The following is a 13,782-nucleotide window of genomic DNA, read 5'->3' on the forward strand; positions in this document are numbered from 1 at the left end:
GGCTCAGTGTCAAATGAAGGTAAAAGTAAAATTGCTGGGCATACTATCACTTCGCTGTCCGGCATTTAGCAGGTTTCAGTGCCTTGAGCTGGAAGAAAAAAAGACGGTGGGGGATTTGCGGGAATATTTGGGATTAACGGGAGAGGTTTGCTTTGTGTCCGTCAACGGAAAAGTGGTTGAGGAAGGACATGAGCTGGCAGAAGGAGATGAAGTTATATTCATCCCGGCAGCGAGCGGTGGATGATAAAGGACGGATGGAAATTATCGAGGCTGGGAGGGATACTGCGTGATGCCAGCAATATTTTTTTGTTTAAAAACTTCTTTACACCTCGCTAAGATTTTTGATTTAATGAAAATGTCCCCAAAGAGAAAGGGAAAATTGATTTAAAAAGCGAATTAATAAATTAACAGTGGTAAGGGGGCCTGTTACATGGAGAAGACTTCTCAAATAAGGTCGGTGGCCAAAGCCCTGAAAATCGTAGATGTCCTTGCGGAAGCGAAAGGAGAACTGGCTCTGGGGGAAATTGCCACCAAGCTGGGGCTGGCCAAAAGTACTGTCCACGGATTGCTGTCCACTTTGCGGGATTTTGGTTACGTGGAACAATCTGTCTTTACCGGGAAATACAAACTGGGTTTGCGCCTGTTTGAGCTAGGAAATATAGTCGCGCATGGTTGGGACGTGCACTCTGTAGCAGCCCCCTATATTCAGAGGTTGGTGGATGAGTTGGGGGAAACCGTCCACCTGGTTGTTTTAGACAAGGGAGAAGTGTTGTATATCGACAAGCGGGAAAGCCGCCACTCTTTGCGAATAGTTTCCCAGGTGGGTATGAGGTTGCCTGCCCACTGCACCGGTGTGGGAAAGGTACTTCTGGCTTCACTGCCGCCGGACGAAGTCAGACGGATTGTTGCTGCTAAAGGCTTGCCGCGTTTCACCAAGAATACCATTACCGACCTTGAGACTCTAGAAAAAGAACTGGCCAGAGTGCGTGCCCAGGGATACGCTATAGATAATGAAGAGATTATGGATAGTCTTCGGTGTGTGGCTGCTCCTATCCGCGACCACAGCGGCAAGGTATGCGCTGCAATCAGTATTTCGGGCCCCGTTGCCCGGCTCGAAGGGGAAAAGCTTGCATTAGCTATAAAACAGGTAACCCGGACGGCGGCGGAGATATCCGCCGACCTGGGGTATCAGGCGGACAAGTCCATCCGGGTTTGAGAATATGTTAAGTGGGGGGTTGAATTTTGGCTGAAATGGAAAAACTAGAAAGGCTAAAAAGTTGTATAAAGAATCTCGGAAGGGTAGTAGTTGCCTTCTCCGGAGGGGTTGACAGCACCTTTCTTTTGAAGGTATGTCTTGATGTGCTGGGAAAAGAAAACGTACTGGCGGTTACCGCCCGGTCCAGCACATATCCCGCTAGGGAACTGGAGGAAGCACGGAAACTCGCCGAAAAGTTTGGAGCCAACCATGAGATAATCGTTTCGGAGGAACTTGATATACCCGGGTTTTCCGAAAATCCGCCGGAGCGCTGCTACCACTGCAAAAAGGAGCTTTTTGGCAAGTTGGTTGCAATAGCCCGGGAAAGGGGCTTTAACTTCGTGCTGGACGGTTCCAATATGGACGATACCGGGGATTTCCGGCCCGGCATGAGAGCGAAGGATGAGCTGGGGGTATTGAGCCCGCTGAAGGAAGCAGGGCTTACCAAAGCCGATATAAGGGCGCTGTCACGGGAAATGGGGCTTCCCACCTGGAACAAGCCCTCCTTTGCGTGCCTTGCGTCCCGGTTTCCGTACGGCGAGAGGATAACGGCAGAAAAGCTCAGCAGGGTGGAAAGAGCCGAGGATTTACTGCGAGAGCTCGGATTTATCCAGTACAGAGTGAGAAGTCACGGGGACCTGGCCCGCATCGAGGTCTCTCCCGACGAGATAGATAGATTTTTCGACAAGACTTTAAGGGAAAAAGTGGTATCTGGGCTGAAGGGGCTCGGCTTCATTTACGTCTCGCTGGACCTTGCCGGATACAGGACCGGCAGCATGAACGAAGGTCTTGAAGAGGAGGAAAAAGCGCCTTGGAAAAATTAAGGGAGATACTGGAAAGAGTCCACCGGGGGGAGATGGCGGTTGATGATGCCATTCAGCTGCTCAGGGACCTACCGTACGAGGATCTTGGATTTGCAAAGATCGATCACCACAGGGCCCTGAGGCGCGGGGTGCCGGAGGTCATATTCTGCCAGGGTAAGACCCCGGAGCAGGTAGCCCGGATAACCCGGCGCATGCTCGAAAAGGGCGTCAACATAATGGGCACCAGGGCCGATTTAAAAGTTTACGAAGAGGTAAGGAAAATAGCACCCGACGCCGAATATTACAAGGATGCCCGTATTTTCGCCGTGAAAAGGGAAAAAATAGTGCAAAATAAGGGCACAATCGCCGTCGTATCGGCCGGTACCTCCGATATACCCGTGGCCGAAGAAGCCGCGGTCACCGCCGAATTACTGGGGAATAAGGTGGAAAGGCTGTACGACGTGGGGGTTGCCGGAATACACCGGCTTTTTATGAACATGGAGGTTTTAAAAAGGGCCCAGGTAATCATAGTTGTGGCCGGGATGGAAGGCGCTCTGGCCAGTGTCGTCGCAGGGCTGGTGGACAAACCCGTAATAGCCGTGCCCACCAGCGTCGGGTACGGGGCCAACTTTTCCGGGCTGTCGGCACTGCTCACAATGCTCAACAGCTGCGCCGGAGGGCTGACCGTGGTCAACATAGACAACGGATTCGGCGCTGGGTTTGCAGCACACCAGATAAACAGGCTTGGAGGACAGGCGGATGGATGTGCTTTATCTTGACTGTTTTTCGGGGATCAGCGGCGACATGTTCCTGGGGGCCCTGCTGGACCTGGGAGTGGATGTGAGGGAGTTCCTGGCGGAACTTAAAAAATTGCCGCTTTCGGGTTACGAAATTGAAATCAAAAAATCGGTGAAAAAGGGCATTTTCGGCACCGATGTTTACATAAAGTGCCACGAACACCATCCCCACCGCGGCCTGAAAGAGATTTACGGCATAATCGATGGAAGCTCGCTGAAACCGGAGGTAAAACAAAAAAGCAAGGAAGCTTTTTTGAAGCTGGCCGTTGCGGAGGGCAAGATTCACGGAAAGCCCCCGGAGGAAATCCACTTCCACGAAGTGGGTGCGGTCGACTCCATCGTGGATATAGTGGGTGCCTGCATTCTGGTGGATATGCTGAACCCGGCTAAAGTCTCGGCCTCGCCGGTGAACGTGGGGTGCGGCACCGTGGCATGCGCCCACGGCGTGCTGCCGGTGCCCGCTCCGGCGACTATGGAGCTCCTAAAGGGTGTGCCGGTGTATTCCTCCGGCGAAGAAGGGGAACTTGCGACACCTACCGGGGCCTTGCTGCTCTCGGTTTTTGCCGAGGAATTCGGCCCAATGCCTCGGGGCATTCCCGCGAAGATCGGCTACGGCCTCGGAAAGAAAGACCGGAGGATTCCCAATGTGCTCAGGGCGGTGCTCCTAAAAGCCGAAGAGGATGATGCGGAAACCGACCGGGTAGTGGTGATGGAGGCAAACATAGATGATATGAATCCCCAACTCTACGAGGAGATAATGGAGAGCCTTTTCCAAAAAGGTGCGCTGGACGTGTTCCTCACGCCTATCATTATGAAAAAAAGCCGTCCGGCTGTTAAACTTTCCTGCATCGCTCCCCCGGATAAAAGACGGGAACTGGCGGAAGCTATATTAAAGGAGACCACCACTATAGGTGTAAGATTCTACGAAGCCCACCGGATGAAACTTGAAAGGGAGATAGAAACGAGAAGTACGCCCCTAGGAGAAGTGAGGGTAAAGGTATCGAAAAGGGGCGGCGAAATCGTGAGGGTCACCCCAGAATACGACGACATAAGGGAAATATCCCGCAAGTTTGGAATCCCCGTGCTTGAAGCATACCGGGATATCGTGGGATTCTTGAATAAAGATAAATGTAAATAATGCTGCAAATATGTTATAATGACTAAAAAAACAAAATGTTGGGAGTGTTCTACATGACGGATAAAGTCAGGGTAAGATTTGCTCCAAGTCCTACCGGCAGCCTTCACATCGGAGGCGCCAGGACCGCTCTCTTCAACCTGCTTTTCGCCCGCCACAACAACGGTGTTTTCGTATTGAGGATAGAGGACACCGATACCGAACGCTCCACGGAGGAATCGGTGGCCCAGATATTGAGGTCCATGAAGTGGTTGGGCCTCGACTGGGACGAAGGCCCCGAGAAGGGCGGGGACTACGGGCCTTACTTCCAATCCCAGCGTCTGGAGCTTTACAGGAAAGAAGCTCAAAGGCTCCTGGACGAAGGCAAGGCCTACTACTGCTATTGCACCCCGGAAGAACTGGCTGCCCGGCGTGAGGCGATGATGAAGGCCGGAAAGGCCCCCAGGTACGAGGGTCTGTGCAGGAACCTGTGCGACGAAGATAGAAAAAGATACGAGGCCGAGGGCAGGAAGCCCGTCATAAGGTTGAAGGTACCGCAGGAGGGACAGACGGTTGTCGAGGACATCATTCGCGGCACCGTTGTATTTGAAAATTCCGTGCTGGACGACTTCATAATCATGAAATCCAACGGCATGCCCACCTACAACTTCGCCTGCGTGGTGGACGACCACGCCATGAAAATAACTCACGTTATAAGGGCGGAGGAGCACCTCTCCAATACCCCCAAGCAGATACAGGTGTATAAGGCCCTGGGGTACGAGCTTCCCCGGTTCGCCCACGTGCCGATGATACTCGCCCCCGACCGGAGCAAGTTGAGCAAGCGCCACGGCGCCACTTCGGTGGAGGAATTCCGGGACCAGGGATACCTGTCCCAGGCGATAATAAACTACCTGACGCTGCTAGGCTGGTCTCCGCTGGACAGTGAAGAGATATTCGACATGGAAAAAGCCATCAGGGAGTTCACGCTCGAGAGGGTGAACAAGACCGCCGCTATATACGATATCAAAAAACTCACCTGGATAAACGGCCATTACCTGAGGGAGCTGGACCTGGATTATATAACAGATCAGGTAATCCCCTTCATGGTCAAAAAAGGTATCATCGCCGAAGAAGACGCCGGCAAAAGATACGAATATATCAAGCAGGTGGTAGCCGTTTCCAGAGATAGGGCCAAGACTCTGGACGAACTGGCCGATGCTATAGCCTTCTTCTTCAAAGATGTGGCGGAATACGAAGAAAAAGGTGTAAAAAAGCACTTTTTTAAAGAAAATGCCGCCGAGCTCCTGATTAAAGGGGCCGAAGCGCTGGAAAGGCTGGATGAGTTCACCCACGAGTCTACGGAACGCGCCTTCAGGAGCCTGACCGACAGCATTGGACTTAAAGCCGCGGAGCTCATCCATCCCACGCGCCTTGCCATTACCGGAAGGACCGTGGGTCCCGGGCTTTTTGAGATAATAGTGCTTCTTGGAAAAGAGGAAACCGTAAAACGCATGAGAAAGGCGGCAGATTGGATAAAAAATCACGGGACCGGCGCCTCTGCTTCCTGATTTAGATGCCATCGCCGGTTACCCCGGGTCCCTCCGGCCGGCTTTTTCGCCGTGCTAATATCGAGCTTTTAAGGGAGAGAGGTTGTGATATGGGGAAAATTCCTACGCGCCAGGAAGCTTTCGAGCTTTTGAAAAAATACAACCAGAATGAGAGCCTCATCAAGCACGCATTGGCAGTGGAAGCCGTGATGCGCCATTTTGCCAAACTCTTTGGTGAAGACGTTGAAAAGTGGGGAATTATAGGCCTTGTTCACGACCTGGATTACGAAAAATTCCCCGAACAGCACTGCAGGAAAGTGAGGGAGATCCTTGCAGAAGAAGGATGGCCTGAAGAATACATAAAGGCCGTTCAGAGTCACGGCTGGAAAATCTGCGTCGATGTTGAACCCACTGAAAGGATGGAAAAGGTACTTTATACAATCGATGAACTGACGGGCCTTATTGCCGCCACAGCTCTGATGCGGCCCGACAGGAGCATTATGAGCACCACGGTAAAATCCGTAAAAAAGAAGTGGAAGCAGAAAAGCTTTGCAGCGGGCGTAAACCGGGAGGTCATCGAAGAAGGCGCCGGGATGCTCGGTATGGACCTGGACTGGATCATCGAAGAGACCATAAAGGGCATGCAAAAAGTTGCCGGTGAAATAGGATTAAAAGGCGATTTTCAGGGGTAGAAAACATGCCGGCGTATTACAGCTTTGAATCTTTTAAGGGCGTTTTTTGCGCCCTTTTTTTTTATTTGCCATTTATGGCGGAGACCGCAAAAAAATAATTGACTATAAAGGAAAAATAGTTTAACATGTATATAAACACTATATACACTATAAACACTATAATCACTTTAAAGAGGAAGGCCGGCTATGAAAATTGTTATTTCAAATACCAGCGGGGAACCGATCTACGAACAGATTAAAAGACAGCTCAAAGAAAGCATTTTAAAGGGCGAATTGAAGGAAGGGGAACTTCTCCCTTCGATCCGCCAGCTGGCGAAGGACCTGCACATCAGTGTGATTACTACCAAACGGGCCTACGATGACCTGGAGAGGGAAGGATATATTACCTCCGTTGTAGGCAAGGGGTCGTTTGTGGCAAAACAGAGCAAGGAGTCTCTTCGGGAGATTCGGCTGAAGTGGATAGAGGAAAAGATGGCCGAGATCGTCTCCGAGAGCAAGTCCTTAAACATTACGCTGGAAGAACTGCAGGAAATGCTGCGGATTTTATATGAGGAAGATACTTAAGGGAAAGGGGAGGCGATCTTAAAGAAGAAGAAGCTGTAGCGAAAAAGTTCATGGAAACTCAGCAAAGGGGGAATTTTTATGGAGGACGTTGTTGTCCTGGACGGGGTCACTAAAATCTATCCGGGTTTTCAACTGGACAGCCTTTCGTTTACCATTAAGAAAGGATTTATCCACGGTTTTATCGGCCGAAATGGGGCGGGAAAAACCACCACGATCAAGCTGATGATGAACCTGGTCAAGCGGGATGCCGGGACCATCCAGATATTCGGCCTGGATAACCGGATGCACGAGAAGGAAATTAAACAGCGAATCGGCTTCGTTTATGCAGAAAATCACTTTTACGAGGAGCTAACCGTTGAACAGATGAAGCGGGTGGTGGCCTCCTTTTACAGAAAATGGGATGAACAGACTTTTCAGCGTTATCTAAAGCTGCTCGACGTTCCACTTAAGAAAAAGATCAAGCATCTATCCAAGGGGATGAAAGTGAAATTTTCTATAGCCCTGGCATTATCGCACAACGCAGACCTGATCGTTATGGATGAGCCTACGTCAGGCCTTGATCCTGTAGTCCGCCGTGAAATTCTGGAACTGATGTCTGAACTTATCCAGGATGGAGAAAAAACTGTGTTCTTTTCCACCCATATCACATCCGATCTTGAACAGATTGCTGATTATATTACTTTCATTCACGAGGGCCGCATTTACTTTAGCCTGACCAAAGAGGAGATCGCCGACCTTTACGGGATCGTTAAAGGCGGTCCGGACCTGCTCAATCGGGAAAACCGGAAGCTCTTCATAGGGCTGCGGGAAACACCGTACGGTTTCGAGGGCCTGACGAAGGAGATGAAAAAGGCCCGGGAGATTTTCGGGGACCGGGCAATTTACGAAGCCCCTTCTCTTGATGAAATCATGGTATACACCGTAAAGGGTAATACAAAACACCAGGAGGCGTGAAAAGATGCTCACCCTGATTTATAAAGAGTTTCTGATTACTCGAATAACTCTCATCTTTTATATTGTGATTTCCCTGCTCTACAACTTTAACATCCTCTCGCCGGGACCCCCGCTTCCCCTTGTCACTATGCTTGCGACTTTTTTCCAATTCATGGTGGCAGGGCAGGAAGATAAAAACAACAGCCATATCTTCATAAACAGCCTGCCGGTTACCCGGAAGCAGGTGGTTGTGGCCAAATATCTCTTCAGCATACTGGTCGGTTTACTGTTGATCGGGTTGACGGTAGTGATTCAATGGCTGATGCCCATGTATCCATCGGGAAACGGCTTTGTGGAAATCATATATGCCGTTTCGGCAATCTGTTTCTTTACGGCCGCGTTTTATCCGCTGTACTTCTGGCTGGGAGCTCAATTCGTCCGGATCGGGATTTTTGCTTTCTTTATATTCGTCTTTGCGGTCGCACCTATATTAGTCAATATCGCAATGAAGAAAAATTGTTGGGGCATACTTGGTTTATTTCTGGCCATGCCGGACCATCTCTTAGCTGCGCTGGTGCTGGGGATGACCATAGTCTTGATGGTAATATCCGCGGCCTTGTCGATCCGGATCTACGGCAGGAAAGATTTCTAGAATTTTTACAAGTCACTGAGAATTGACAATATCCGACTTTGGATTTTGTGTTTTCAATATAGCATTGCCACCGTGCATTTTGTTAAGATCAGAGAAAACGGTGTGGGAAAGACTTCTTTTGCCTTTCTTGATATATTCTTCTTTTTGTTATAATAATATTGCCGAAACATGTTCAAACCTGCTTTTGAATTGCCTTGCCATTCTTTAGCCTTTTTTTATTTTTTATATATCTACTTTATTGTCCAGAAGATATAACGTGACTATAAAGAGGCATAAATGTACCAGCACTTGGAAAATGAGACCGGCTACATTCACCGAAACCGTCACCGGTATTGTGCTTATATGTTGTCCGTTGATTTCATTTACTACCGTCCCTATATGGAGCATCAGATTATACGGAAAGACCTTTGTCAGGTAAAGATGGATCTTATTTATCAGAATAACTGAAATTATGAAGACCCCGAAGGATACAATCAGGCCAAATCTACTGTTGCAGAAAGCCGCTTTGCCCAATGTAAATGCGAAATATGCGATTATCAGCGCAGAGAGAAGTACAATTATGGGATATAAATAAACATATATGAATTCCGGCCATAATTGATTCAGTGCTTCTAAAAGATGATGCCTTGAGAATTCCTGAAAATTAAGAACGTGAATCAGCACCATGCTTCCCGAAAGAAACGAAAATATGATGAATTCTACGAGGGAAGTCAAAAGTTTTGAACCGACAATGGCGTAAGCCTTCTGAGGCAGGGAAAACACCAGGTAACCTGTATCCTGGTATAAATCCCGCCTGAAAAGGTTGACTCCGGATATGAACACACCCACTAATACAGCGGGAATACTCATTAGATAAAATAAACTAATATTTATAAATCTCCACCCACCGTCATATATCGTAAAGAGGTATAAGCTCCACAAGATGATAGCGCCACAGACGCCCAGGATCCCCTTATATCTTCCCCGCATTTCATATTTAAACAATGTAAACATTATTGAAATACCTCCCGAAATATTTCTTCAATGGATTTATGTTTTTCGACCCTTAGTTCTTCCGCGTTGCCTCTCAAAACGATTTCTCCTTTGGAAATGAACGCCACCTCGTCAAACAGCCTTTCGATATCTTTCACTAAGTGGGTGGATATTATCATAGAACTTTCTTCATTGAGGTTATCGACTATGGCATCGATGATCTTCTCTCTGGCAACAGGGTCGATCCCTCCCAGCGGTTCATCCAAGATGTAAAGCTTTGCCTTCCTGGAAAGTACCAATGTTAGATGAAGTTTCTCTACCATGCCTTTGGATAAAGTGGTTATCCTTTTGTCTTCCGTAAGTTCCATAAATTCCAGGAGCCTTCTTGCTTTTTCTATATCAAAGTCCGGATAAAAATCTTTGAAAAAACTCATGGCATCTTTTATTCTCATCCATTTAAATAGAAAATTCACATCCGGGAGGTAAGATACTATGGATTTCGTATATACACCAGGCTTTTGACCGTCTATCAAAATTTCTCCCGAAGAAGGGCGAATAAGTCCCGCAACAATTTTGATAAAAGTAGTCTTGCCGCTGCCGTTGGGCCCGAGAAGACCCAGTATCTTCCCCCTTGGGACTTCAATATCGATATCCTTGAGGACCTTTTTTGAATAATAGTTCTTTGACAGTTTTTTTGCTTTTAGTATGAAATCCAATCAGGATCCCCCTTTTCTACGTAATTTTTTACAATGTGCAAGATCTCATCTCCGGAAAATCCCAATTCTCTCATCCCGTTTATAAAAGCATCCAGCACATCCTTTGCCATTTTCTTTTTTAGTGCCGAAATCATTCCTTCATCCTTTGTAATAAATGTTCCCATGCCCCTCTGGGTGAATGTTACTTTTTCCCTCTCCAGTTCCTGATAGGCTCTTTGAACCGTATTTGGATTTACCTTTAGCTTTTCCGCCATTTCTCTAACCGATGGCAATTTATCACCGCCCTTTAATTTACCCGACACTATATCCCTTTTTATGAGGTCCATGATCTGCAAATATATAGGCTGTTTTTCATCAAATTCTATAATCATGATTCACCCCGTTCTCATTTTGTTATATTAGCCACATAATGTTTTAGTGTATTACTATTATAATACAAAATGATTCTTAAGATGACAATATTATTATTCAAAAAGTGATCACACCAAATAATAGCGATAGCGTTAGCACAAGGGTTCGGGCTTTATTTACAAACTGTCTAAAAATTGATATCATATTAAGAATGACCGAAGACAGGGAAGATAAAATCCAATGAGGAGGAGAAAACTGGTATGGATTTCAAAGACAAAGTGGTGGTGGTAACGGGCGCCGGCCGGGGCATAGGGCGGAGCATCGCCAGAATGTATGCATGTCATGGTGCGAAAGTAGTTATCGCCGACCGGAATTTCAAGGATGCGCAGGAAACGGAAAGGCTTATAAAAGAGGAAGGCGGCGAAGCCTTTGCCGTCCTTGCCGATGTCAGCAGGCCCGAGGACGTCGTAAAATTAATGGAAAAGACCGAGGAAATGTACGGCAGGCTGGATATACTCATAAACAACGCCGGGTTCGGCTGCTGGAAATCTCCCTATGACCTCAAGGTGGAGGAATGGGACAGTGTCATAAACACCAATCTTCGCGGTACATTCCTGTGTTCCCGGGAAGCGGCGAAAATCATGAGAAAAAATGGTGGAGGCTCCATAGTGAACATAGCCTCCACCAGAGCCATCATGTCCGAGCCCGATTCCGAAAGTTATGCGGCTTCAAAGGGTGGCATACTTGCCCTCACTCATGCGCTGGCGGTTTCTCTGGGTCCTGACCGTATAAGGGTGAACGCCATCAGCCCCGGATGGATCGAGACAGGGGACTATGAAAAACTCCGGGAAATCGACCACCTTCAACACCCGGCAGGCCGGGTGGGAAAGCCCGAAGATATTGCCAGAGCATGCCTTTTTCTTACAGCCGATGAGAACGGCTTCATCACCGGAGCAAACCTTGTGATCGACGGAGGCATGACCCGGAAGATGATCTATGAACCATAGGTTGTCCTTTTCTTTGACCTTTCTTGATATATTCTTCTTTTTGTTATATAATAATATTGGCGAAAAGTGAATACGGGGGCGTTTGGTCTCGACGGGGGCGGCGGAGATAAAAGCTGCAGGCCGAGCTTTCCGACTCGTAAATCCGGAAGCACGAATAAGTGCCAACGAAGAATTAGCTCTTGCTGCTTAATTAAAACGCAGCACGCCCTTTCCGGCATGCCCGGTTGTCGGAAAAGGGTGTCATAGCTCCGGGCTCTTCTCCTGCTGTTAGCTTTGGCAGCCGGAGAGAACACTGACAAAGCTGGCCGGCTTTCAATCCTGCCCTCGGGAGTGAGGCCGGCGAGATCAAAACGAGGGATAAGCCTGTAGAGGCTTTTATCGATGCGCCTTCGGACAGGGGTTCGATTCCCCTCGCCTCCACCAGCTTTATCCCTTTCCGTTTCGAATTTCATATCCACTTTCAAAGACAAATCTATCCTATCAGGATAGATTATTATTTTATCTACAAAAGTTTCTATTATTTTTCTTTGGGCTTTAGGATCCCCGCTTAAAAGGGCTTCCCTGCAAATTCTCAGGTAATCCGCTACTTTTTCTTCGTTTATCCAGCTATACTCTTTTAATTTTAATTCGCTCAGCCTACTCTCGCACTGTATTTTTTCGGCCTTATAGGCTTTCATCCTTTTATCTATCATTTCTTTATCACCATATCCTTCTGCAATGGCGTCTATCAGCCTTTCGATCTTAGCTTCAAGGTCCTTTATTTTGCTTTCTAGGTATTTGATTTCGCCGCTTTTTTCAGCTTCAAACTGCCTGACATACTCCAGAACCTTACGAGTGATTTCGTGAATCATATTTTCCTCAAATATTTTGTTTAATAATTGATCCATTACGTATTTCTCTATAACATCCTGTCTGATGGATTTATTTTTGCAGGTTTTTGTCCGTACACGTCTGGTACAGGTGTAAATAGCGTATTTTTTGCCATTACGCCCTCCCCTGTAGCTGTTTCCAGCATAGTGACTGCCGCATTCGCCGCAAAATATTTTGCCAGTTAGCAAATAAAACCTCTTTTCACTCATACGAGGACCCCTCTTCCTTGCCTGTATTTTCTCTTGGACTTTGTCAAAAGTTTGCTCATCAATTATAGCCGGCATACCGTTCGGGATTCTTATAATATTTTCATTATCCTTGAATCTTCTATTGTTTCGCTTACCTAAGCTGTCTTTGCTCGATCTTTTGTTAAAAACGTAAGTGCCTTTGTATTTCTCATTTATAAGGATATCGTAAATACTGTTTTTCCCAAAAGGATTTCCCAATTTAGTTCTATATCCCTGTCTGTTCAAAATATCGGCTATTGCCTGATATGAATAGCCATCTAAATAAAGAGAAAAAATTTTTTTTACTATAACTGCTTCCTGCTCATTGATTACATAATAACCTTCTTCATCTACATCATATCCAAGCGGTGGCAAACCGCCCGTATGCTTTGCCTGTAGAGCTGTCTCTTTCATTCCTTTCATTACTTCCCTGGCTAAGTTCCGAGAATAGTATTCCGCCATGCCTTCGAGAACGGATTCTAAGATAATACTCTCAGGGCTGTCATCAAGAGGTTCAAGCACGCTTATGAGTTTAACGCCGTTTTTTTTCAGGATTCGCTTATAAAACGCGGAGTCATACCTATTTCTTGAAAACCTGTCGAGCTTATGGACGATGACAGCATCGAACATGCCTTTAGAGCTGTCCTCTATCATTCGTAAGAAGTTAGGCCTATCATCGGTGGTTGCGCTTTTAGCTTCATCTATATAAATTTTTACTAAGACGTAACCTTCTTTTTCTGCAAATTCCTTTATAGCCCGCAGTTGAGCCTCAATGCTTTCCTCTCTCTGGTTGTCACTTGAATACCTGGCGTAAGCTGCAGCTTTAACTTTTGCTTCGCTCATAAGATCCCTCCCTAACGATTAGTTTGAGTACATTCTCAGGAATATCTAAGGCACAGGCGATCTGTTCCATAACATACCCTTCGTATTTAGTAAGGTCAATGTTATACATCAGCAGCTCTGCTGCAAATTTACTGGCTTCATTTTCATATTTACTTGTAACCAGGAGAGTATTTAGTTCCAAGAAAATTGCATTCATTTTCGGGTGCAGTAAGCAGTGTCCCAGTTCATGGGCCGCAGTCACTATTTGACGTCTTTTCTCATATATGCTATTTATTACCACGATTTTCCTGCGAAGTTTGCTAAAATAAAATCCTCTGACGTTTTCAGGCAGAGGGTGCTTTATGTATATTATGTCCAGCGCGTCCATAATTTCAAACGGATCGCTGGTTTTATATTTTTTTACAAGTTTTCTGACAACATTCTTGACGTCCAAACGGGC

At 46.9% G+C, this 13,782-nt stretch carries 15 protein-coding genes, 1 other RNA gene and 1 pseudogene; 12 read left to right on the forward strand and 5 right to left on the reverse strand.

The window, feature by feature from the left end; genetic code table 11:
* The first annotated feature begins 13 nt into the window (after positions 1-13).
* From TOCE_RS01970 to TOCE_RS02015, 10 genes are all read left to right on the forward strand, one after another.
* Positions 14-244, forward strand: coding sequence for a MoaD/ThiS family protein (locus TOCE_RS01970; protein ID WP_013275215.1), 231 nt, complete (start codon positions 14-16; stop codon positions 242-244).
* Positions 245-430: 186 nt separating this feature from the next.
* Positions 431-1,216, forward strand: a complete 786-nt coding sequence (locus TOCE_RS01975) for an IclR family transcriptional regulator (protein WP_013275216.1) — start codon at positions 431-433, stop codon at positions 1,214-1,216.
* 35 nt (positions 1,217-1,251) lie between these two features.
* Complete coding sequence (gene larE / locus TOCE_RS01980) at positions 1,252-2,079, forward strand: ATP-dependent sacrificial sulfur transferase LarE (protein WP_083768518.1); 828 nt, start codon at positions 1,252-1,254, stop codon at positions 2,077-2,079.
* Positions 2,080-2,111: 32 nt separating this feature from the next.
* A complete protein-coding gene (gene larB, locus TOCE_RS01985; protein ID WP_049817934.1) occupies positions 2,112-2,837 on the forward strand; it encodes a nickel pincer cofactor biosynthesis protein LarB in 726 nt (241 codons plus the stop codon).
* Positions 2,818-3,993 (forward strand): nickel pincer cofactor biosynthesis protein LarC, encoded by a 1,176-nt coding sequence (gene larC, locus TOCE_RS01990; RefSeq protein WP_013275219.1) that lies wholly within the window; start codon positions 2,818-2,820, stop codon positions 3,991-3,993. The genes larB and larC overlap by 20 nt, the downstream gene beginning before the upstream one ends.
* Positions 3,994-4,046: 53 nt before the next feature.
* On the forward strand, positions 4,047-5,537 hold the full coding sequence (gltX, locus tag TOCE_RS01995; RefSeq protein WP_013275220.1) for a glutamate--tRNA ligase: 1,491 nt from the start codon (positions 4,047-4,049) through the stop codon (positions 5,535-5,537).
* Positions 5,538-5,626: 89 nt separating this feature from the next.
* Positions 5,627-6,208 carry an HDIG domain-containing metalloprotein gene (locus tag TOCE_RS02000; protein ID WP_013275221.1) on the forward strand — a complete coding sequence of 194 codons (582 nt, stop codon included), beginning with the start codon at positions 5,627-5,629 and terminating at the stop codon, positions 6,206-6,208.
* 186 nt (positions 6,209-6,394) lie between these two features.
* Positions 6,395-6,772 carry a GntR family transcriptional regulator gene (locus TOCE_RS02005; protein ID WP_013275222.1) on the forward strand — a complete coding sequence of 126 codons (378 nt, stop codon included), beginning with the start codon at positions 6,395-6,397 and terminating at the stop codon, positions 6,770-6,772.
* A 78-nt stretch (positions 6,773-6,850) separates the two neighbouring features.
* The gene (locus TOCE_RS02010) at positions 6,851-7,726 is read left to right on the forward strand and encodes an ABC transporter ATP-binding protein (protein WP_013275223.1); all 876 of its coding nucleotides are present in this window, start codon (positions 6,851-6,853) and stop codon (positions 7,724-7,726) included.
* A gap of 4 nt (positions 7,727-7,730) precedes the next feature.
* Positions 7,731-8,357, forward strand: coding sequence for an ABC-2 transporter permease (locus tag TOCE_RS02015; RefSeq protein WP_013275224.1), 627 nt, complete (start codon positions 7,731-7,733; stop codon positions 8,355-8,357).
* Positions 8,358-8,579: 222 nt separating this feature from the next.
* Here the strand turns inward: TOCE_RS02015 and TOCE_RS02020 are convergent, their stop codons facing one another.
* The 3 genes from TOCE_RS02020 to TOCE_RS02030 are packed head-to-tail and all read right to left on the reverse strand — an operon-like array spanning position 8,580 to position 10,416.
* Entirely contained in the window at positions 8,580-9,350 is a 771-nt protein-coding gene (locus TOCE_RS02020; RefSeq protein ID WP_013275225.1) for an ABC transporter permease, read from the reverse strand.
* Positions 9,350-10,045, reverse strand: a complete 696-nt coding sequence (locus TOCE_RS02025) for an ABC transporter ATP-binding protein (RefSeq protein WP_013275226.1) — start codon at positions 10,043-10,045, stop codon at positions 9,350-9,352. Before TOCE_RS02025 ends, TOCE_RS02020 begins: the two co-directional genes overlap by 1 nt.
* Positions 10,030-10,416: a GntR family transcriptional regulator gene (locus tag TOCE_RS02030; protein WP_013275227.1), complete on the reverse strand. Its 387-nt coding sequence runs from the start codon at positions 10,414-10,416 to the stop codon at positions 10,030-10,032. Before TOCE_RS02030 ends, TOCE_RS02025 begins: the two co-directional genes overlap by 16 nt.
* 240 nt (positions 10,417-10,656) lie before the next feature.
* Here TOCE_RS02030 and TOCE_RS02035 point away from each other — a divergent pair, with 240 nt between their 5' ends.
* Complete coding sequence (locus TOCE_RS02035; protein WP_013275228.1) at positions 10,657-11,403, forward strand: SDR family oxidoreductase; 747 nt, start codon at positions 10,657-10,659, stop codon at positions 11,401-11,403.
* A 74-nt stretch (positions 11,404-11,477) separates the two neighbouring features.
* Positions 11,478-11,826, forward strand: a transfer-messenger RNA (tmRNA) gene (ssrA, locus tag TOCE_RS11820).
* Positions 11,827-12,260: 434 nt separating this feature from the next.
* Here ssrA and TOCE_RS12840 read toward each other — a convergent pair.
* Together TOCE_RS12840 and TOCE_RS02045 are read right to left on the reverse strand one after the other, a co-directional pair.
* Positions 12,261-13,343 (reverse strand): annotated as a pseudogene (locus TOCE_RS12840) (recombinase family protein); the annotation flags it as partial.
* Positions 13,324-13,776 carry an ImmA/IrrE family metallo-endopeptidase gene (locus TOCE_RS02045; protein WP_013275229.1) on the reverse strand — a complete coding sequence of 151 codons (453 nt, stop codon included), beginning with the start codon at positions 13,774-13,776 and terminating at the stop codon, positions 13,324-13,326. The gene TOCE_RS02045 and the pseudogene TOCE_RS12840, both read right to left, overlap by 20 nt.
* Positions 13,777-13,782 lie beyond the last annotated feature (6 nt).

Origin of the sequence: Thermosediminibacter oceani DSM 16646, assembly GCF_000144645.1 — a bacterium.
Lineage (GTDB): Bacteria > Bacillota > Thermosediminibacteria > Thermosediminibacterales > Thermosediminibacteraceae > Thermosediminibacter > Thermosediminibacter oceani.

What these genes read in the sequence shown, in the direction of transcription:
- TOCE_RS01970 (WP_013275215.1), top strand. Translation starts at nt 14, where the DNA reads ATGAAGGTAAAAGTAAAATTGCTGGGCATACTATCACTTCGCTGTCCG.
- TOCE_RS01975 (WP_013275216.1), top strand. Translation starts at nt 431, where the DNA reads ATGGAGAAGACTTCTCAAATAAGGTCGGTGGCCAAAGCCCTGAAAATC.
- larE (WP_083768518.1), top strand. Translation starts at nt 1,252, where the DNA reads ATGGAAAAACTAGAAAGGCTAAAAAGTTGTATAAAGAATCTCGGAAGG.
- larB (WP_049817934.1), top strand. Translation starts at nt 2,112, where the DNA reads ATGGCGGTTGATGATGCCATTCAGCTGCTCAGGGACCTACCGTACGAG.
- larC (WP_013275219.1), top strand. Translation starts at nt 2,818, where the DNA reads ATGGATGTGCTTTATCTTGACTGTTTTTCGGGGATCAGCGGCGACATG.
- gltX (WP_013275220.1), top strand. Translation starts at nt 4,047, where the DNA reads ATGACGGATAAAGTCAGGGTAAGATTTGCTCCAAGTCCTACCGGCAGC.
- TOCE_RS02000 (WP_013275221.1), top strand. Translation starts at nt 5,627, where the DNA reads ATGGGGAAAATTCCTACGCGCCAGGAAGCTTTCGAGCTTTTGAAAAAA.
- TOCE_RS02005 (WP_013275222.1), top strand. Translation starts at nt 6,395, where the DNA reads ATGAAAATTGTTATTTCAAATACCAGCGGGGAACCGATCTACGAACAG.
- TOCE_RS02010 (WP_013275223.1), top strand. Translation starts at nt 6,851, where the DNA reads ATGGAGGACGTTGTTGTCCTGGACGGGGTCACTAAAATCTATCCGGGT.
- TOCE_RS02015 (WP_013275224.1), top strand. Translation starts at nt 7,731, where the DNA reads ATGCTCACCCTGATTTATAAAGAGTTTCTGATTACTCGAATAACTCTC.
- TOCE_RS02020 (WP_013275225.1), bottom strand. Translation starts at nt 9,350, where the DNA reads ATGTTTACATTGTTTAAATATGAAATGCGGGGAAGATATAAGGGGATC.
- TOCE_RS02030 (WP_013275227.1), bottom strand. Translation starts at nt 10,416, where the DNA reads ATGATTATAGAATTTGATGAAAAACAGCCTATATATTTGCAGATCATG.
- TOCE_RS02035 (WP_013275228.1), top strand. Translation starts at nt 10,657, where the DNA reads ATGGATTTCAAAGACAAAGTGGTGGTGGTAACGGGCGCCGGCCGGGGC.